The sequence below is a fragment of the Cupriavidus oxalaticus genome (assembly GCF_016894385.1).
Taxonomy (GTDB): Bacteria; Pseudomonadota; Gammaproteobacteria; order Burkholderiales; family Burkholderiaceae; genus Cupriavidus; species Cupriavidus oxalaticus.
Genome location: NZ_CP069811.1, coordinates 1,114,173 through 1,133,892, shown reverse-complemented (window position 1 = coordinate 1,133,892; position 19,720 = coordinate 1,114,173). Strand labels below are relative to the sequence as shown.

Annotated in this window: 15 protein-coding genes and 1 pseudogene; 7 read left to right on the top strand and 9 right to left on the bottom strand. The window is 67.9% G+C overall.

The features are described from left to right. Positions 1–55 precede the first annotated feature (55 nt). The 3 genes from JTE92_RS05040 (at position 56) to JTE92_RS05030 (ending at position 1,145) form a co-directional block, all read left to right on the top strand. Positions 56–304 carry a hypothetical protein gene (locus tag JTE92_RS05040; RefSeq protein WP_063240318.1) on the top strand — a complete coding sequence of 83 codons (249 nt, stop codon included), beginning with the start codon at positions 56–58 and terminating at the stop codon, positions 302–304. Between the two features lie 269 nt (positions 305–573). Next, entirely contained in the window at positions 574–858 is a 285-nt protein-coding gene (locus JTE92_RS05035) for a hypothetical protein (protein ID WP_063240319.1), read from the top strand. Between the two features lie 14 nt (positions 859–872). After that, positions 873–1,145 (top strand): DUF6566 family protein, encoded by a 273-nt coding sequence (locus tag JTE92_RS05030; RefSeq protein WP_063240320.1) that lies wholly within the window; start codon positions 873–875, stop codon positions 1,143–1,145. A gap of 19 nt (positions 1,146–1,164) precedes the next feature. Here JTE92_RS05030 and JTE92_RS05025 read toward each other — a convergent pair whose 3' ends face one another. Next, the gene (locus tag JTE92_RS05025; protein WP_063240321.1) at positions 1,165–2,799 is read right to left on the bottom strand and encodes an acyl-CoA synthetase; all 1,635 of its coding nucleotides are present in this window, start codon (positions 2,797–2,799) and stop codon (positions 1,165–1,167) included. Positions 2,800–2,955: 156 nt separating this feature from the next. Between JTE92_RS05025 and JTE92_RS05020 the strand changes: the two genes are divergently transcribed. The 4 genes from JTE92_RS05020 (at position 2,956) to JTE92_RS05005 (ending at position 8,476) form a co-directional block, all read left to right on the top strand. Further along, positions 2,956–3,660, top strand: a complete 705-nt coding sequence (locus JTE92_RS05020; RefSeq protein ID WP_063240322.1) for a Crp/Fnr family transcriptional regulator — start codon at positions 2,956–2,958, stop codon at positions 3,658–3,660. A 246-nt stretch (positions 3,661–3,906) separates the two neighbouring features. Continuing rightward, positions 3,907–5,529 (top strand): hypothetical protein, encoded by a 1,623-nt coding sequence (locus tag JTE92_RS05015; RefSeq protein ID WP_306431089.1) that lies wholly within the window; start codon positions 3,907–3,909, stop codon positions 5,527–5,529. 464 nt (positions 5,530–5,993) lie between these two features. Next, positions 5,994–6,632 (top strand): response regulator, encoded by a 639-nt coding sequence (locus tag JTE92_RS05010; protein WP_063240324.1) that lies wholly within the window; start codon positions 5,994–5,996, stop codon positions 6,630–6,632. Continuing rightward, positions 6,629–8,476 (top strand): ATP-binding response regulator, encoded by a 1,848-nt coding sequence (locus JTE92_RS05005; protein WP_063240325.1) that lies wholly within the window; start codon positions 6,629–6,631, stop codon positions 8,474–8,476. The genes JTE92_RS05010 and JTE92_RS05005 overlap by 4 nt, the downstream gene beginning before the upstream one ends. Before the next feature lie 46 nt (positions 8,477–8,522). Here JTE92_RS05005 and JTE92_RS05000 read toward each other — a convergent pair whose 3' ends face one another. The 8 genes and pseudogenes from JTE92_RS05000 to JTE92_RS04970 all read right to left on the bottom strand — a co-directional run bounded on the left by JTE92_RS05000 (position 8,523) and on the right by JTE92_RS04970 (position 19,692). Further along, positions 8,523–8,690 carry a hypothetical protein gene (locus tag JTE92_RS05000; protein ID WP_010812488.1) on the bottom strand — a complete coding sequence of 56 codons (168 nt, stop codon included), beginning with the start codon at positions 8,688–8,690 and terminating at the stop codon, positions 8,523–8,525. 208 nt (positions 8,691–8,898) lie between these two features. Next, positions 8,899–9,321, bottom strand: a complete 423-nt coding sequence (locus JTE92_RS04995; protein WP_063240326.1) for a VOC family protein — start codon at positions 9,319–9,321, stop codon at positions 8,899–8,901. After that, positions 9,318–9,527 (bottom strand): annotated as a pseudogene (locus JTE92_RS30340) (hypothetical protein); the annotation flags it as partial. The pseudogene JTE92_RS30340 and the gene JTE92_RS04995, both read right to left, overlap by 4 nt. A 78-nt stretch (positions 9,528–9,605) precedes the next feature. After that, positions 9,606–10,952 carry an MFS transporter gene (locus JTE92_RS04990; protein ID WP_063240327.1) on the bottom strand — a complete coding sequence of 449 codons (1,347 nt, stop codon included), beginning with the start codon at positions 10,950–10,952 and terminating at the stop codon, positions 9,606–9,608. Positions 10,953–11,160: 208 nt separating this feature from the next. Continuing rightward, entirely contained in the window at positions 11,161–12,189 is a 1,029-nt protein-coding gene (locus tag JTE92_RS04985) for a tripartite tricarboxylate transporter substrate binding protein (RefSeq protein ID WP_063240328.1), read from the bottom strand. Between the two features lie 45 nt (positions 12,190–12,234). After that, positions 12,235–14,706, bottom strand: coding sequence for a CaiB/BaiF CoA-transferase family protein (locus JTE92_RS04980; RefSeq protein WP_063240329.1), 2,472 nt, complete (start codon positions 14,704–14,706; stop codon positions 12,235–12,237). Between the two features lie 42 nt (positions 14,707–14,748). Continuing rightward, positions 14,749–18,066 carry a carboxyl transferase domain-containing protein gene (locus JTE92_RS04975; protein WP_063240330.1) on the bottom strand — a complete coding sequence of 1,106 codons (3,318 nt, stop codon included), beginning with the start codon at positions 18,064–18,066 and terminating at the stop codon, positions 14,749–14,751. Between the two features lie 75 nt (positions 18,067–18,141). After that, entirely contained in the window at positions 18,142–19,692 is a 1,551-nt protein-coding gene (locus JTE92_RS04970; protein ID WP_063240331.1) for an acyl-CoA carboxylase subunit beta, read from the bottom strand. Positions 19,693–19,720: the final 28 nt, after the last annotated feature.

The window sequence follows — 19,720 nt, the reverse complement described above, 5'->3', positions numbered from 1 at the left end:
CATGCGCTCGCAGTTGCTAGCATCAATGCGTCCCACCTGCCAACGGGAGGCGCCAATGTCGACCCTGCCCCTTACGCTTTCGGACCATCACCGCACGCTGGTATTGCACGTGCTGGAGGAGCCATCCGGCCAGTACACCTGGCGCATCGTCATGGAAGAACTTTGCGGCGCGGCCGACGCGGACTGCACCGTCGAAGCGCCTTCCACCTACAGTTCGCATGCCGAGGCCGAGGCGGCCTGCTGGGCCGCCGGCAATGGCATCCTGGATGGCCCGCGCGCGGCGAGCGAACTGCGCACCACCTGAAGCACGCCGCCCGCGCTGCAATGTGAAGGCGCGGGCGTCCGGGCGGCACGAATCCTTGCGCGCTGCCGCGCATGTCCTAGTCTGGAATCGTGGCAGTGGCAACGCGGGCTGGCTGTTTGCCCGCGATTCTCCGTTCCGGCCACGCCCGGCGCCATCCCGCTGCCTGGGTGCTTCCCTGCCACCTGCCTGTCATCTTCCTGGCCTTAACTGACCTGGTCGCCTCGCCGCGCTTGCCATCGGTGCGGTGGGCAGGGCCGCAGGAGCATGAAATGGAAAAGCCGGTCGTCTCTCCGCAGCGCTTCGTCGAGTTGATGAACGAGCGCCTGAGCAAGCATCCCTTGTACCAGGAGGGCATGCGTGTCTATGCCCTTCCACAGCATACCGACCATCCGCGCAGCCTTGTGTGCGTGGGACCACGCGGCACCGAATGCGTGTGCGCCACCATCGAGAACATCGTGCGTGGCGAATGCGAGGTGTTCCCCGACATTGACCAGGACTGGCATCGTCCCCGCGACCACGGCCACGGAAGTCCACACGAGGCGCGGGCACGCTAACGCCCGACCAGCACATGCCCAGCGGATGGCACGACGAGAACGCCAGCTACCGCGGCTATCGCATCCATGTCGCGGCGCTGCGCTATGGCAGCCAGCATGACGGCTGGTGGACGCTGCGTGCCGAAGTCTGGCATCACGGCACGCGGCTGCCATGGCCGTGCCCCGTGATGCAGACGCGCTTTGGCTGTGCCAGCGACGCCGCGCGTGCGGGCATGGCGTGGGGCCGCGAGGCCATCGATTCGCATATCGCCGGCCCGCACGATGCCGAGGAAGCCGTGCAGCCCTAGCAACTGGCAACCGCCGCGTTCAGACGTCGATGGCCGAGTCCGACTTCACCTTGCGGCGCAATTCGAACTTCTGGATCTTGCCGGTCGACGTCTTGGGCAACGGCCCGAAATACACCGCCTTGGGCACCTTGAAGCCGGCCAGCAGCGTGCGGCAATGCGCGATCAGGTCTTCCGCGGTGGCACTGGCACCATCCTTCAGTTCGACAAAGGCGCACGGCGTCTCGCCCCACTTGGCATCGGGCTGTGCCACCACCGCCGCGGCAAGCACCGCGGGATGCCGGTAGAGCGCGTCCTCCACTTCCACGCTGGAGATGTTCTCGCCGCCGGAAATGATGATGTCCTTGCTGCGGTCCCTGATCTTGATATAGCCGTCGGGCATGCACACGCCGAGATCGCCGGTATGGAACCAGCCGCCCGCGAAGGCCTCGCGCGTGGCCTTCTCGTTCTTCAGGTAGCCCTTCATGCAGATATTGCCGCGGAACATGATCTCGCCGATGGTCTCGCCGTCGGCGGGAACGGGCTGCATCGAATCCGGATCGAGCACGGCGACCTGCGACTGCAGGTGGTAGCGCACACCCTGGCGCGCCTTGCGCACGGCGCGGTCCTGTTCCGACAGCGCACGCCAGTCATCCTGCTCGGCACAGACCGCGGCCGGGCCATAGACTTCGGTCAGCCCGTATACGTGGGTGAGTTCGAAGCCCATCGCCTCCATCTGCGCGAGCACCGCTGCCGGCGGCGGCGCGCCGGCGACCATGCCGCGCACCGGACCGCGCACGCCTTCGCGCCACGAAGCGGGCGCATTGACCAGCGCGGTGTGCATGATCGGCGCGGCACAGTAGTGCGTCACGCCTTCCGCGCGCATCAGGTCGAACACGAGCCCGGGCTCGAACTTGCGCAGGCACACGTTGACGCCCGCGCGCGCGGCGATGGTCCACGGGAAGCACCAGCCATTGCAGTGGAACATCGGCAGCGTCCACAGGTAGACCGGATGCTTGGGCAGGTCCCATTCCAGGATGTTGGAGATCGCGTTGATGGCCGCGCCGCGGTGGTGATAGACCACGCCCTTGGGATCGCCGGTGGTGCCGGAGGTGTAGTTCAGCGCGATCGCTTCCCACTCGTCGGCGGGCATGGGCCACGCGTAGTCCGGGTCGCCGGCGGCCAGGAAGGATTCGTAGTCGGTCTCGCCGAACGGCTCGGCCTGCGGCCCCAGCGCATCATGGACCGCGATCACCTTGAGCCCGGGGATTTCCAGCGCGACCTGCCGCGCCAGTTCGGCAAACTCGGTGTCGGCGAGCAGCACGCGGGCCTCGCCATGGCGCAGCATGAAGACGAGGTTGGCGGCATCGAGGCGGATATTGAGCGCATTGAGCACCGCGCCCGCCATCGGCACGCCGAAATGCGCCTCGACCATGGCCGGCGTGTTGGGCAGCAGCGCGGCCACGGTGTCGCCCTTGCCCACGCCGGCACGCGCCAGCGCGCTGGCCATGCGGCGCGCGCGCACATAGGTGTCGCGCCAGTTCTGCCGCACCGGGCCGTGCACGATGGCCAGGCGGTCGCCGTACACCTCGGCGGCGCGCACCAGGAAGTCGATGGGAGTAAGCGGTACGAAATTGGCCGCATTGCGGGCCAGGCCGCTGTCGAAATCAGTTGGCATTGCTGTGTCTCCGCGTGTCGCACTTTTTCTGGGGCAAGGCTATCATCGCAGATGCCCGGCGCACTGTCGCCCGGATGACAAACTCCCCGCAAACGCGCGCCAGCCAAGGCTTACGCGAATCTTACAAAGTGCCGCGCAGCCGCTCGCGCCGATGTCATGACCGCATCCCAGAACCCTGCCCACGCCCCTGAAAGCATGCTGGCCAGCCACGCGTGGTACGCCGCGCTGGCGGCGCAACACCAGGCGCTGGCCGCGCGCGAAACGCTGCTGCAGTCCTTTGCCGCGGGCGCCTTCATTGCCCGGCGCGGCGAGCCTTCGCGCTACTGGATCGGGGTCGACAGCGGCCTGATCAAGCTGGCGGTGTACACGCCTGACGGGCGCGGTTGCACGTTTTCCGGCGTGCCGGCCGGCGGCTGGTGCGGCGAAGGCAGCGTGATCAAGCGCGAAGACCGCCGCTACGACGTGATCGCCATCCGCGATTCGCAAGTGCTGCTGGTGCCAGAGCCGGTCTTCAACACGCTGCTGGCACAGAGCCTGCCGTTTGCAAGCTTTGTCGTACGCCAGCTTAATGAGCGCATGGGCCAGTTCATCGCCACGGTGCAGAACGACCGCCTGCTCGGCGCCGAGGCGCGCGTGGCGCAGGCGATCGCGCAGCTGTTCCATCCCGACCTGTATCCGCGCACCAGCCCCGTGCTGGAACTGTCGCAGGAAGAGATCGGCCTGCTTACCGGGCTGTCGCGGCAGCGCGTCAACCAGGCGCTGCGCCGGCTGGCCGACGCGGGCATGGTGCACCTGTCCTACCAGAGCATCCGCGTGACCGACTTGCAGCGCCTACGCGGCGTGGGGCTTTCGGAACTGTAGCGGCCACGGTTTGGCGCCGCCGCCAAACCATATGTCTTATTTGTGTGTCAATCACCAGAACGCGGGTTACCCTGAACCCCACCGTTCGCGCACACTCGCGCCCGCAGGGTGGGCCAGCCGCCCTGTTGGCAAGGCCTGCATGAGCCACGGGTCGAACAGCGCAGTCCCTGCCATAACCAGAACCATATAAAGCCAAACACAGGGATGAAAACCACAAACTTGTTTCTGACGGGTCTGGCTGCTGCCGTGCTGACAGCATGCGGCGGCGGCGGCGATAGCGAAGCTCCTGCCTCTTCGGCTCCCTCCACAAAGATCAGCGGCACTGCCGCGGTGGGCGCGGCGCTGGGCAATGCCAGCGTGCAGGCCAAATGCGCCTCGGGCAGCGGCACCGCCACCACGGCAGCGGACGGCACCTTCACCATCAATATCCCGAACGCCACGCGCCCGTGCGTGCTGAGCGTCAAGACGCCCGACGGCACCACGCTGCATTCGGTGGTGGAAGCCGGCAGCGGCACCAGCGCAACGGCCAATATCACGCCGCTGACCGAACTGATTACCGCATCGCTGGCACAGGGAGACACCGATGCCTTCTTCGAACAGTTCGACGCCGGCGCGCAGGCCAAACTGACCGCCAGCGGCCTGAGCACCGCCACCGAGGCAGTAAAGCTGGTACTGACCGGCGTGGTCGACCTGACCGGCATCGACCCGATCAAGGGCACGCTGGTGGCGGCCAATGGCAGCACTGCGGGCAACGCGCAGGACCAGCTGCTCGACCAACTGGGCGAGCGGCTGGAATCGTCGAAGACCACGCTGGATGAGCTGTCTTCGGCAGTGGCTGCCAATGCGGGCGCCACGGCGATCCAGACGGCGCTGCAACCGGCGGCGGCAAGCTGCGCGGGGCTGCGCACGGGCAAGTACCACCTGGTGGGCCTGAGCTATCCGTCCGGCACCGTTGCCGAGGTCGATGCCAGCGCGCTGACGATCACGCAGAAGTCCGGCTTCGGCGCGGATGCCTCCTCCGGTTCGTCGGTGACGCTGACCCCGGATGCCGCCGAAGCGTGCCGCTTCACCGTTTCGTCCGGCGGCAGCATCACGACCGTGCTGATGTCGAAGTCCGGCGTTGGCCTGGTCGTGCCGGCAGCGGCTACCACCAACGTGGCCGTTGGCATGATGATTCCCGCGCAGTCCCTCACCATTGCCGAGCTTGCCGGCAACTGGAACGGCCTCGGTTACGAGCGTGAGGACACCAACGCGCAGTACCAGCCGAGCCGCGTGACCTTCAGCCTGGATGGAGCAGGCAAGGCAAGCGCCGGCGCGGACTGCACCGGCGTCAACAGTTGCGAGAACTGGCCAGAGGCAGAACTGCCGACCTTTACCACGATCGGCAACGGCATTTTCGGCTTCAACGACCTCTATACCACCACCGCGCAGCCCTTCTACACGTTCAAGGGCACCGACGGCCAGGTGATGGCGGTGCTCCCTTACGAAGACGGCTTCATGGTCTTCAACAAGCAGTCCGACCGGGCGCTGCCGGCAGTCGGCACCACCAACGCCTATTGGGATAACGCAGTGATGTACATGCCGCCCGTGGGCGGTGGCACGCCTGTGCTGAAGTTCACCGGTACCGAGAAATGGAGCACGGTGGTCGAATCGGCCGACACGCAAACCGGCATCTATACCCGCAAGCGCGTCGAGGATGGCCGCCTGGACAGCTGGAAGCAGAACGTGCCCGCGCCTGGCCTGCGCTATCGCGAAGCGAGCACCGCCGCAACCGAGTCGATCGCGATGTTGCTGGGCAACACCGGCCTGAACGTTTCCATCGGCGTGAATAACGCCAACTTCTACAGCATTTCGGTCAATCGTCCGTAATTGGCTGTATGGCGGTGATGCATTGCGCTTCGGGGCACCACGGTGCCACATCGTGCTGATTGCGTGCTCCCTCTCCCGCTCGCGGGAGAGGGTTGGGGTGAGGGCCCGGCATGTCCACGGAGTGAAGCGCTGCACTTCGTCGATGCTCCGGCCCTCACCCCCGGCCCCTCTCCCGCGAGCGGGAGAGGGGAGCAAACAGGCAGGAATGCACACCAGCCAAAAAAATACCCACAGCCGGGTGGTAGTGGGTAACGAAAAGTGGTTGTGGACACGTCGCGGAACTGTCCACGCCAAAGATCTTCGCACCGCCGCCGCGCACGGCCAATAATCCTTCCGGACTAGTCGCGCGCAAGCGTCGGGTACATGGACAAGCGCGGCGGATTCTTGTCCAATGACTGGCGCCCGTGCCCGCCGCGACGGCATCCAGACTGTCCCGCACCGACTGCGCGCGGTGCCTGTTCTCCATGCCACAAGCCCGCCTGCTCCTGATCGACGACCATACCCTGTTCCGCACCGGCCTGCGCCTGGTCCTGGCCGACAGCCCGAGCGTCGGGCAGATCGCCGAAGCCGGTTCTGTCATGCAGGCGGTACAGGACCACGCCGGCGCCGCGGTCGATATCGTGCTGCTCGATATCCAGATGCCCGGCCTGAACGGCCTTGAAGGTGTCAAGGTATTGCGGCGGCATTTCCCGGCGGCGCGCATCCTGATCGTGTCCGGCACCTCCGGCCTGGAAACCATTCCGGCCGAGGTACGGCGCGAGATCGCCGGCTTCCTGCCCAAGTCGGCCGATGCGCGCGAGATCGAGGAAGCGATCGCCTGCTGCCTCGCCGGCGGCACGCATTTCTCCGATGACGCCGGTTCGCCCGGCCATGCCGCCGCGCAAGCACCGTATGCCGCCAGCACACTGACACCGCGCCAGCTGGAGGTGCTGCACCAGCTGACGCTGGGCCGCTCCAACAAGGTCATTGCCTACCATCTCGGCCTGTCCGAAAACACCGTGCGCGTCCATGTGGCAGCGATCCTCGACCATCTCGGCGTGGTCAGCCGTGTCGAAGCCATCCTTGAAGCGCAGCGCCGCGGGCTGGTGCAGGCGGTGCGATGACCGCGGACCAGGCGCCGCCGCGCGTAAGGGAAGATCGCTCCCAAGGCCTGCGGCTGCTGCCGCGCTTCGACGAGCCGCGGCTGCTGGCCGCGCAGATGGCACTGATCGACCAGAGCTTCGGCATCGCCATGCTGGGCTGCTCGCTGGCGGCCTTCATCCTCGCCGCAGGCCTGACGCTGTCGGGCGACCGTCCTGGCGCCCTGCCCTGGGCCTGCGCCATGGCTGTAGCCTGCGCGGTGGCGTACTTCGGACGGCTGGCGCTGACCGGGCGGCTGACCGAAGCCGGTGCGGCCCGCTATGCGCGCGGCATGACTGCCATGCTTGTGCTGATCGGCGCGCTGTGGGGACTGGTGGCATGGCTGTACCTGGACGTGCGCACGCCGGCGGTGGTGATCTGCGTGCTGTCGCTGATCGCCGGCATGAGCGCGGCGGCGCTGGCGGTGTTCTCGGCCTGCCTGCCGGTGGCGATCGGCTTCTTCGTCCCGTCGATCGTGCCGGTCTGGATCGCGTTCCTCGCCACCGGCGATATCGAATACCTGCCGATGTTCCTGGGCACGCCGCTGTACCTGTTCGTGCTGATCATGTTCGCGCGCAACTATTCGCGCGTGGCGCGGCATGCGATCGCGCTGCGCTTCGAGAACGTCGAGCTGATCTCGCAGCTGCGCGAACAGACCGCGCGCGCCGAGGCGGCGCAGCACGAGGCCGAGCAGGCGAGCCGCGCCAAGTCGGTGTTCCTGGCCTCGGCCAGCCATGACCTGCGCCAGCCGCTGCATGCCATGGGGCTGTTCCTGGTGTCGCTGGGCCGCACCGCGCTGGATGAACGCCAGCGCCAGTTGCTGGCGCACATCGAGGCATCGTCCGGCGCCGCGCGCGAGATGCTGAACTCGCTGCTGGACTTCTCCAAGCTCGAAGCCGGCGTGATCACGCCGCGGCCGCGGCCGTTCCGGCTGCAGCCGCTGCTGCACAAGCTGGAGAACGAATTCGCGCCGCAGGCCGACGCGCGCGGGCTGGTGTACCGCACGCGCGACACCACCACGACGCTATACGGCGATCCCACGCTGGTCGAACTGGTGCTGCGCAACCTGATCGCCAATGCGATCCGCTATACCCGGCACGGTGGCGTGCTGGTTGCCTGCCGCCAGCGCCGGCTGCATGCCGTGATCGAGGTGTGGGACACCGGCATCGGCATTCCCGCCGCGCAGCATCGCGAGATCTTCCGCGAGTTCCACCAGCTCGGCAATCCGGAACGCGACCAGCGCAAGGGGCTGGGACTGGGGCTCGCCATCGTCGACGGGCTGGCGCGGACGATGCGCACGCGCGTCACGCTGGGCTCCCGGCCGGGGCGCGGCTCGGTGTTCCGCTTCGGCATGCCGCTGGCGTGGAACACGCCGGAAGACACGCCGCGCCAGCTGGCACCGCGCGGCCTCGACGGACTGCGCGTGCTGGTGATCGACGACGACGAAGCGATCCGCACCGCGATGTCGGAACTGCTGGGGGCATGGCAATGCGAGTGCCGCACGGCGGAATCCGAGGACGAGGCACTGGCCATGCTTGCGGCGTTCCAGCCCGCGCTGGTGCTTGCCGACTACCGCCTGCGCGGCCACCGCACCGGCCAGGAAGCACTGGACGCGATCCGGCAGCAGCTGGGCCGCCATGTGCCGGCGATCATCATCACGGGAGATACGGCGGCCGACCGCCTGCGCAGCGCCCATGCGGCAGGCACGTTGCTGCTGCACAAGCCGGTGGTTCCGCAGGAGTTGCACGCCGCGATCGACTCGCTGCTGCGGGAGGCGATCGCACAGGGCGAGACACGCCACGGCCAGCCACAGGCCGAGGCTGAATAGCAAGGCCCTCCCGCATCACGCCGGAAGGCCGCGCACGCTGCGGGCGTCAGCCGCCCGAATGCAGCGGGGACAGCGAATAGGCGAGCACCAGTCCCGCCACGATCGCCGGTGAGCCCAGGCGAATCGCAGTGCTGCGCGACAGCACGCCCAGGTACACATACAAGCACACCAGCACCATCGCAGTCACATACAGCAGGCTGTCATAGACTTGCATGGATGTCTCCCTTGCCATTGTTCTTATTGCTTTACTTCGGTGGTCTGCCGACGAAGCGTGATGCAAGGCAATGCGTGGGGGCGCTCCGCCGACATGCTATGGCTGTCTACAAGGATAGTCGGGAGTTCGCGGGGTCGTGGCAATCATGGAAATCCCTTTGCGGCGGCGCACCACGACTGGTGTGCAGCCGCAAGGCGAGAGCGACAGGTCAGTCGGCGGGCAGCATTTCCGGGTTCCAGGCGACCTCCCACAGGTGTCCGTCGGGATCCTGGAAATAGCCGGCATAACCGCCCCAGAACGTGTCCTGCGCCGGCTTGACCACGCTGGCGCCTGCCGCCTTCGCCTGCGCCATCACGGCGTCCACCTCGGCCTTGTCGCCGACGTTGTGCGCCAGCGAAAAATCGGTGGACGAGCGCGCTGTCACCGTCAGCCCGGCATCGTGCGCCAGGCTCGCGCGTGGCCACAGCGCCAGCTTCAGCCCGGCCTGCAGGTCGAAGAACGCGACCGCGCCGTGTTCGAACTGCTGGCCGACGATGCCCGGTGTCGACAATCCCAGGCCATCGCGATAGAAGCGCACGGCGCGCTCCAGGTCGTCGACGCCCAGCGTGACCAGTGTGATGCGAGGCTTCATGGCACTACCCTCCTGAACATGTCGTGGGCCTGGCGCTGCCCGAACGCGGCACCGGCAAACAGGTCCTTCAGCTCGCGCGCCTGCGAGCGCCAGTACTGCTTCGGCGCATGGACGCTGGCGCCCAGCCGCGCGGCCGCATGCCATGGCCAGCGCGGGTCGTACAGGCCCGTGCCCAGCCTGATCGCCTGCTGGGGCGAGACGCCGCCGCCGCGGAGCCGGGGAATCTGGATTCTAGGCGGACGCCGGGATTGCTGCCGGCGGCGCTCGCCAGCCGGCGGGAAGGGTCAGGCCGCCGCCAGCGGGTCGGACGCGACCAGCCGCAACCAGCTGGCGACCGCGCCCACGGCGGCAAACCCGGCACCCAGCGCCAGGGCCAGCCCCGGACCGTGCGCCCCGCCGATGCTGAAGCACAACGCCACCAGCGCGGCGCCGGTGGCCTGGCCCAGCAGGCGCGCGGTGGCGATCACCCCGCTGGCGCCGCCGCTGCGCTCGCGCGGCGCGCTGGCCATCAAGGCCTTCAGGTTGGGCGACTGGAAGAAGCCGAAGCCGGCGCCGCAGATGCACATGCGGATGCCGATATCGAGCGCGCTGGGATTGGCGGGCAGCAGCGCGAGCGAGACCATGCCCGCGCTCAGCACCGCCAGCCCCACGCCACCGAGCAGGCCCGGCGCATAGCGGTCGGAAAGCCGGCCGGCCAGCGGCGCGATCAGCGCCACCACCACCGACCACGGCGTCAGCAGGAAGCCGGTCTCCACCTGCCCGCGCCCCAGCACATGCTGGAAGTAGAACGGCAGCGACACGAACGCCAGCCCCTGCGCCGCGAACGAGCACACCGCGGTCAGCGTCGACAGCGCGAACATCGGACGGCGGAACAGGTCCAGCGGCAGCATCGGCGCGGCGCGGCCGCGTTCGCGCCAGACCAGCAGGGCGAACGCCACCACGAACACGCCGGCGGCCGCGAGCGACTCCTGCAGCGGCGCGCGCTGCCCGCCCTCGCCGAGCGCGAAGATCAGCGCGGCAAAAGCCACCACGTTGAGCAGCGCCGCGACCCGGTCGAACGTTTGCGTGCCGCGCGGCGTCTGCGGCAGCGCGCCGCGTGCGATCCCCAACGCCAGCAGCCCGATCGGCAGGTTGACGGCAAACAGCCACGGCCACGTGCCGAACGACAGGATCACCGACGCCACCGTCGGCCCGATCGCGAACGACACGCCCACCACCAGCGCATTCAATCCCAGCCCGCGCCCCAGCCTGTGCATCGGAAAGATGGAACTGATCAGCGCCGTGTTGACGCTCATGATCGCGGCCGCACCGATGCCTTGCAGCGCACGTGCCGCCGCCAGTGTCGGCAACGACCACGCCAGCGCACACACGACCGACGCGACGGTAAACACCGCGACACCGCCAAGATAGATGCGCCGGTGCCCCAGGATGCCGCCCAGCGCCGCGAACGGCAGCAGCGTGGCGACCATGGCAAGCTGGTACGCGTTGATCACCCATACCGACGCCGCCGGCGTGGCGCGCAGGTCGGCGGCGATCGATGGCAGCGCCGTGTTGGCGATGGCGGTATCGAGGGTCGCGAGGGCGACGGCGATCAGGATGGCAGCCATGCCGCGCCGCTCGCGCGCGGTCATGGCATTGTCTGCAGCGGCGGCAGACGCGGATGGAAGGGGTGCTGTGCTGGACACTGTCGTTGCCGGTTACCGGGCGCCGCGAGCGGCGGCACCAGACCGACACGATACGGGAAAACGCTTCAGCGTGCTGAAGACCGCTTCATATGTATGCACATTTCGTTGGGAGTTCCCGTCCGTCGAACTGCCTGCGGCCAGCGTCCGGCCGGGGTCAATCCAGCGTGATGCCTTCGCGCTGGATCACCGCCGTCCAACTGGCTTCCTCCTTCTCCACGCGCTTCGCGAAGTTTGCCGGATCGATCATCACGACATCGCCTTGCTGGCCCAGCGCTGCCTTTGCCCTGGCGTCGTCGAGAAGCCCCTGCGTGACCGTGTGGAGCTTCTGGACGATCTGCGGCGGCGTGCCGGCCGGCGCCAGCATGCCGATCCAGAAGGTCACGTTGAAGGGCGAGATGCCAAGCTCCTCCAGCGTCGGCACCTCCGGCAACTGCGCCATGCGCTGCGGTGCGCTGACGGCGATGGGCTTCAGCTTGCCCGCCTTGATCTGAGGCAGCGCCGTCCAGGTGTCGAAGGCAGTATCCAGCTCACCGCTGATCACGGCGAGTTGGGCCTGCGCCGCGGACTTGTACGGAATGTGAGTGGTCTTGATCTTCGCCCGGTTATTCAGCATGGCGAAGCTGAGATGCGCGATATTGCCCGGCCCGGCCGAGCCATAGCTGATCTTGCCGGGATGCTGCGTCGCGTAGCGTACGAGTTCCGGTACCGAACCGACCGCGTTCTTCTGCGACCAGTCCGGATTGGTGACGAGGATGAATGGCGCTTCAAGGACGAGGGTGACCGGCGTGAAGTCCTTCGGCGAGTAAGTGCCTTTCTTGTAGATCTGCGGGTTGATGGTGATGCTGCTGGAATTGGTGACCAGCAAGGTATATCCGTCCGGCGCGGCCTTGGCGGCCTCGCCGACACCGATCAACCCATTCGCCCCCGCCTTGTTTTCCACGACCACGGGCTGGCCGAGGGACCTGGTCAGGCGCTCCGAAAGCACCCGCGCCACGGTATCCGTGAACGAGCCCGCCGGAAAGGGGACGATCATCCGGATAGGCTTGCTGGGCCAGCCGGTATTCTGCGCCGCAGCCGGTGCGGCCATCGTCGTGGCCAGGATACCCAGCGCGGCTGCAGCCATGCTGAATTTGCCGGTTTTTGCGCTGGCCTGGCAGCGCTGGATCCATGTCGGTTTGTTCATCTCGTCTCCGTATCGTAATAATGGTGTTTTGAATACTTGCCGGGCCTATGGCATTTCCCTGGCCTGCTTTGGTTTCGCGACGGTGCCGGTGATGCCCTGCCGCTCCAGGCTTGCGATCTGGTCCGCGCCCAGTCCAAGCACGCGGCTCAACACCGCTTCGGTGTGTTCGCCCAGCGTCGGCGCGACCTGGCGGATGGGCACGGGTTCCGGCCCGGTCCTGAACCAGGCAGTGCTGGCCGTATAGGTGCCGATATGGGCGCGTTCGACTTCACGCCAGAATCCGCGCGCGCGCAGGTGGGGATCCTGCAGCACCTGCGACATGGGCCGCACCACACCGGCTGCGATCCCCGCCTGCTGCAGCCGTTGCATCGCCTCCTCAGCGTCGCGGACCACGCACCAGGACTGGATCGCCTGCTCGATCCTGTCCTCCCCGGCGCGCCGCCCCGATGCCTGCGCCAGCCGGGAATCGTCCGCAAGGTCTGCCCGGCCGATCGCCCGGCACAGCGCGGGCCAGTCCGCGTCGGTCGCCGTCAGCACGATCCACGCATCGTCGCCAGCGCAGCGGAAGCACCCATGCGGGGAATGCATGGGATGGCGATTGCCCTGCCGCGGCGACACGGCGCCGGAGATGGATTGCTCCAGCATGAACGGCGCGGCCATCGGCAACATGGCCTCCACCTGCGACAGGTTGATGTGCCGCCCCTGCCCCGTCGCTTGCTGGGCAAACAGCGCGAGCAAGATCGCCGCGCCGCCGTTCAGGCCGCCGATCGGGTCGCCATAGGCGTATGAGGTCATGGCCGGCGGACCATCGGGGTGCCCGGTGTATAGCGGCAGCCCGCTGGCCTGCTCGAGCGTGCCGCCGTAGGCGCGGGTATTGCTCCACGCATTGCCGAGCCCGAAGGCCGGCATCGACAGCATGACAAGACGTTCGTTCCTGGCGCGTAGCGCTTCGTAGTCCAGCCCCAGCTTTGGCAACACCTCCGCGGAGTAATTCTCGATGACCGCGTCGGCGCTTTCGACCAGCTGCAGCAGCAACTGCTTGCCTTCGGGGCGCGTCAGGTCCAGCGTGATGCCCAGCTTGTTGCGGTTCATCAGGTTGAAGTTCGAGTTCTTCTCGTACAGCCTGTCCCGATAAAACGCCTCGGTGAAATTGGCGCCGCGCCACCAGTCGGGATAGCCGGTGCTTTCGACCTTGATGATCTCCGCGCCAAAGTCGGCGAGCGTCCGCGCCGCCAGCGGCCCCGCCCAGCCCATCGTCAGGTCGACGACGCGGATGCCTTGCAGCGGCAAGCGCTCCCCTGCCGTTCTCCTGAGGCTCAGGCGCGGGCGATGATCCAGCCCCGAGGTCCGATAGTGCAGGTCATGCGCGCCCTTTGCCGGCGCATTGCCGCCGGGCAGCGGACCCGCCGCATCGAGGCGCAGCGGCACCACCGGGCCTTCAAACGATGCGCCGCCCACGCCGACCGGCACGAAGGCACCGCGCTGCCGATGCACTTCCTGGCCAAGCAAGGTCTCCATGGTCGGCACGATCACGGCGGGATGCTTCCTGTCGCCCAGGATCCCGAACCACTGCCGGGCCGTGCGCGTCAGGAACGCAGGCATCAGCAGCGCGTCGATCTCGTCCGCTCGCGCCATCCGCTCCGGGCCGCTTGCGTAGCGCGCATCGCTGCCGAGGTCCGGCCGCCCGATGGCCTCGCACAGGCCCTTCCATTGCGGCAGCGTGTGCGTAAAGATGCCGATCCACCCTTCGGCAGTCTGGTAGATCCCGGCCGGATGCGTGCCGCAGAACCGGTTGACGCCAAGGCGCTGCAGCGGATGGCGCTTGTCCTGCACCATGCCGGCTTCCATCTCGACCACGCTGAAGATGGCTTCGTGGGCACTCAGCACATAGCGGCGGCTGCCCTGCCCGCTGCCGATCAGCGCCGCGACGGCGGCCGAGAATGCGCTCAGCCCGACCACGATCGCCGACTGCACGTCGTGCGGCATGTGTGGCGGCCCGTCTGCGGGACCACTGCCGTGCACGGCGCCGGCAAGTCCGCGGCACACGGCTTCAGCGCCGGCGTAATGGCTGTACGGGCCGCTCTCGCCGAACCAGGTGAGCGCCACCTCGATCGGCTCGTGCCCCTGCGTTGCATCGGCCGCCCCCTGCCAGAGCGGCGTGCCGAGAACGCCCGGGCCTTCTGTCAGCGCCCGGGCATCCATTACCACGTCGCACGTTCGCGCCAGCTGCGCCAGCCACGCGCCGTCCTCGGCGTTTCCGTCATCGGCGGTAACGCTGCGCTTGTTGGTGTTCAGCCACGCAAACAGCGCGCTTTCCGGCTGCGCGGCACCCGCTGCGCTGACCAGCGGCGGCATCCGCCGCCACGCGTCGCCCGCCGGGCTTTCGACCTTGATGACTTCTGCGCCGAAGTCGGAAAACAGCTTGCCCGCGTAAGCCAGCGCCGGCCCGCTGCCGACCTCGAGCACGCGCAACCCGCCCAGCGCCAGCTGCGCCGGGTCAAACCCATGCTTGATCATGGAAACCTCCTGGCTCTGCGTATGGATTCGTCAGGCATGGGCTTACCACGCATCGATGAAGCCGCGGCGCTCCCTGCGGCCGCGCACTTCCGCCGATGCGATACCCTGCGCGATCCACTTCCGTGTCTGCGCGGGGTCGATCACCGCGTCGATCTCGACGGCAGCCGCGGTGTTGATCGCGTGGCCGCGCTCATACGACTGGGCCACCAGCCTGTCGAACAGCGCCTTGCGCTCGGGGCCATCCGGCACGGCCTCAAGCTCCTTCTTGAAGCCCAGCCGGACCGCGCCTTCCAGGCCCATCGGGCCGAACTCGCCGGTCGGCCACGACACGGTGAAGCTTGCCGAGCGGAAGCCACCGCCCGCCATGGCCATCGCGCCAAGGCCATAGCCCTTGCGCAGCGTCACCGCCAGCAACGCGACACGCAGCTTGGCCGCCGTCAGGAACATGCGCGACACGTGCCGCACCTGCGCGCGGGCCTCGCATTCCGGCCCGACCATGAACCCGGGGGTGTCGATCAGCGAGACGATCGGCAGCCCGTGCGCATCGCACAGCTGCATGAAGCGCGACGCCTTGTCCGCGGCATCCGCATCGATGGCGCCGCCAAGGTGATAGGGGTTGTTGGCCATGATGCCGACCGGCTGCCCTTCCACGCGCGCCAGCGCGGTGTGAATGCCCGCGCCGAAGCCGCTGCGCAGCATCAGCACGCTGCCGACGTCGGCGATGCCCTCGATGGCCTTGCGGGTGTCGTACACGCGCAGCCGGTTCTCGGGGACGACATGGCGCAGCCCCATTGCCTCCGGCGCGCTCCAGTGCGCCACGCGGCCCTGGAACATGGACAGGTAGTGCTTCGCTGCCTGCACGGCCTCAGCCTCGTTCTCTACCAGGACATCGACCACGCCATTGGCAAACTGCACCGATGCCGGCCCGACTTCTTCGGGGCTGAAGATGCCGAGGCCGCCGCCTTCGATCATGGCCGGCCCGGCCATGCCGATATTGGCCGACTTGTCGGCAATGATGACGTCGCAGCAGCCGAGGAAGGCCGCGTTGCCGGCAAAGCAGCGGCCCGAGACAATGCCCACCACCGGCACATTGCCGCTCAGCTCGGCAAAGGCGGCGAACGACGGCTGGTACAGCCCGGATACCGAAGGGAAATCCACGTCGCCGGGCCGGCCGCCGCCGCCTTCGCCAAATAGCACCAGGGGCAGCTCGTCGCGCAGCGCCACCTCCACGATGCGGTCGGTCTTGATATGGTTGCGCTTGCCCTGCGTGCCGGCCATCACCGTGGCGTCGTAGGCCATCACCGCGCTGCGTGCCCGCTCCTTGCCGACCAGTTCGCCGTTGATATTGCCGATGCCCGTGATCAGGCCATCCGCCGGCGTGTTGACGATCAGGTCCTGCTGGCTGCGGCGCGATGCCTGCGCGGCCAGCGCCAGCGCGCCGTACTCGACGAAGGTATCCGGATCGCACAGGTCGGTAACGTTCTCGCGCGCGGTGCGCTGCCCGCGCGAGCGGCGCCTGGCGACGGCATCGGGGCGCGCGGCGTCATCCAGGTAGGCATGCCGGTCCAGCACGCGCTGCAGGTCCGCGCGGATCGCGTCGGGATCGACCTGCTGCGCGGCGGCCACGGCGATGCCATCGGCCTCGAACTGCTCCAGCACGATCAGCACCTGGTTTTCGGCTGCCAGTGCGCCCGATTCCAGCCGCAGGTCGACCACGCGGCCGCCGCATGCCGCGACGATGGCGTGCTCCATCTTCATGGCGTCGAGCACCGCGACCGTCTGGCCGGGCTTCACGATCTCGTCCAGCGCGACGGCAATCTCCACCACGCGGCCGGTCAGCGGGGCGCGGATCGCCGCCAGTCCCTCGCTGACCTCCTCTTCCGCATCGGCGTGGCGCGGCGCAAGCGCGTGCGAAGCACGGGCCGCGCCGCCCAGCAAGGCTTCCTGCGCGCGTCCGGCCTGCACGATGGCCTCCGCCGAGGCGGTCAGCTCCTGCACGATCGCCTCGAAGTGCCGGGTATGGACATCCTGCGCGAGGAAGTCGCCGCGCTGCACCAGCGCGCGCAGCAGGTCGAGGTTGGTCGGCACGCCGGCGATGCGGAACTCCGCCAGGCTGCGCTGCAGGCGCCGCACGGCCGCGCCGAACTTCGGCGTTGCGCTGCTGACGATCAGCTTGGCCAGCAAGGTGTCGAAATTGGGCGACGGTTCATAGCCGGTATAGCCATGCGAATCGACGCGAACGTCGGGGCCGGAAGGCGGGTCGAAGCGCTCCAGGCGGCCGTGGGCCGGTCGCGCCAGGCCCTGTGCATCGGTCATTTCGGCATTGATGCGCACCTGGATGGCAAATCCGCGGGGTTGCGGCGGCGCAGCGGGATCCAGGCCAAGATCGGAAAGCGTCTGTCCAGCGGCAATCCCGATCTGCAGCGCGACCAGGTCGACGCCGGTGACCTGCTCGGTGATGGTGTGCTCGACCTGCAGGCGGGGATTGGCTTCGATAAAGACAAAATCCTTCTGCTCGCCGGATTCGGTTTCTTCCACCAGGAACTCGAAGGTGCCCAGGCTCTGGTAGTTGACGCGGCGCGCCAGCCGTAGCGCCGCCTTGATGATCTGCTCGCGCAGCTGCGGCTTCAGCACCGGGCTGGGGGCGATCTCGACCAGCTTCTGGAAGCGGCGCTGCAAGGTGCAGTCGCGTTCGCCGAGGGCAATGACGTGCGCGCCGTCGCCGGCGATCTGCACTTCGATATGGCGCGCGCGGGCGACCAGCCGCTCGGCGTAGACGGCATCGATGCCAAACGCCGAGCTTGCCTCGGAGCGGCAGCGCGCATAGGCTTCGGCCAGTTCCTCGCGCCGGCGGATCACGCGCATGCCGCGGCCACCGCCGCCACCGACCGCCTTGATCACCACGCCGGCACCGCCTTGCTGGTCGAAGAAGCTGGCGATTTCCTCCAGCGACGCTGCGCCGCGCGTGGCCGGCATGACCGGCACGTCGCTGTCGGCCGCCAGTTCCAGCGCCCGCCCCTTGTCGCCGAACAGCGCCAGCTGCTCGACGGTGGGGCCGATAAAGCGAATGCCGGCCTCGTGGCAGGTCTGGGCAAAATCGGCCCGTTCGCTGAGGAAGCCATAGCCCGGATGGATGGCATCGCAACCTGATGCTTTCGCCGCGGCAATGATGCCTGCCATGTCGAGGTACGCAGCCGGCCCGGCACCACCGAGGGCAATGGCCTCGTCGGCCAGGATCCGGTGCAATGCACCCTGGTCGTCCTGCGAATAGACCGCAACGGTCCCGATCTCGAGATCGCGTGCGGCGCGCAGGACGCGCAGCGCAATCTCCCCTCGATTGGCGATCAACAGCTTGTTCAATGCAGTCTCCTCGTTTGGGTTTCGATGTCTGTGCCGTGCGGGCCAGCGCGGCCGCTCAGGGCCGCTCAGGGCCGCTCAGGGCCGGATGCCAAACCGGCTGATCCCGGCTTCGCGCAGCGGTGCCGCCAGGTTGGCGAATTCGCACAGCAGCGTGCGGGTCTCGCGCGGGTCGATGATGTCCTCGATGACGAAGGCTTCCGCGCTGCGGAACGGCGACGTCAGGCTGCGCACGCGCAGCTCGATCTCCGCGCGCTTCTGCACCGGATCGTCGGCGCCTTCGATCTCGGCCTTGTAGGCAACGTCGAGGCCGCCTTCGATCGGCAATGCGCCCCAGTTGGCGGATGGCCACGCATAGCGGAAGTTGAAGCGCCCCATGTGCTGGTGGCCGGCCGCCGACACGCCGTAGGCACGGCGCAGGATCACCGAGCACCACGGCACGGTGGCCTGGTAAAGCGCCGCCAGCGCGCGCACGCCGTAGCGCATGATTCCCGCCCTCTCGGCCTCCAGGCCGACCTGGAACCCGGCGGTATCGACCAGGTTGACCACCGGCAGGTGAAAGGCCTGCGCCAGGTCGACGAAGCGCGTGAATTTCTCGGCGCTGTCGCTGTCCCAGCTGCCGCCATGGAAGGACGGATCGCTGGCGATCACCGCCACCGGCCAGCCATCCAGGCGCGCCAGCGCGGTGATGACGGCGCAGCCCCAGTGCCTGCCGATCTCGAAGCAGGAATCGGCATCCACCAGCGCCTGCACGATCGGCCGGACCTGGTAGTCGGCCCGGCTGTCCCGCGGAATCGCCGACAGCAGCCATTCGTCGCGGCGCGCCGGGTTGTCGTTGGGTTCGACCCGCGGCGGCAATTCAAAGACGGAAGACGGCAGGTAGGACAGGAACCGGCGCGCGCACGCGAAGGCCTCCTGCTCGGTGCCGACCTCGTCGTCCACCACGCCGTTGCGGGTGTGGATCTGGCTGCCGCCCAGCTCGTTCTTGCTCAGTGCCTCGCCCACGCGGGCCACCACCGCTGGCGGGCCCTCGCTGAACAGTTGCGAGGTTTCCCTGACCATCACCGAATAGTGGCTGGCAGCCACGCGCGCCGCGCCCATGCCCGCCACGGATCCCAAGGCCAGCGACACCACCGGCACCACGGCCATGTTTTCCACCACGTGTTGCCAGACCTTCATGGTGGGGATCAGGGTATGGCCCTTGATCTCGATATTGCGCACCGAACCGCCGCCGCCGGTGCCGTCGACCAGCCGGATCATCGGCAGCCTGAGGTCGTGCGCCATTTTCTCGGCGTGGATCAGCTTGTCGCCGACTGCGCCCTCGTTGGCACCGCCGCGCACGGTGAAGTCGTCCCCCACCAGCACCGCCGGCCGGCCGCCGACCTGTGCGCGGCCCATCACCAGGTTCGAGGGAACCAGGTCCACCAGCCGCCCGTTGCTGTCATAGCGGCCGCTGCCGGTCAGGCCTCCGACCTCGCGGAACGAGCCGGGATCGGCCAGTGCATCGATACGCTCGCGCACCGCCAGCTTGCCGGCCGCCTTGTGGCGTTCCACCTTGCCTTCGCCGCCCATCCGGGCGGCAAGCCGTCGGCGGTAGGCCAGTTCGTCGATTTCGGGCTGCCAGCTCACTGTCCTCTCCTGTGTCTTTGCGCGGTAC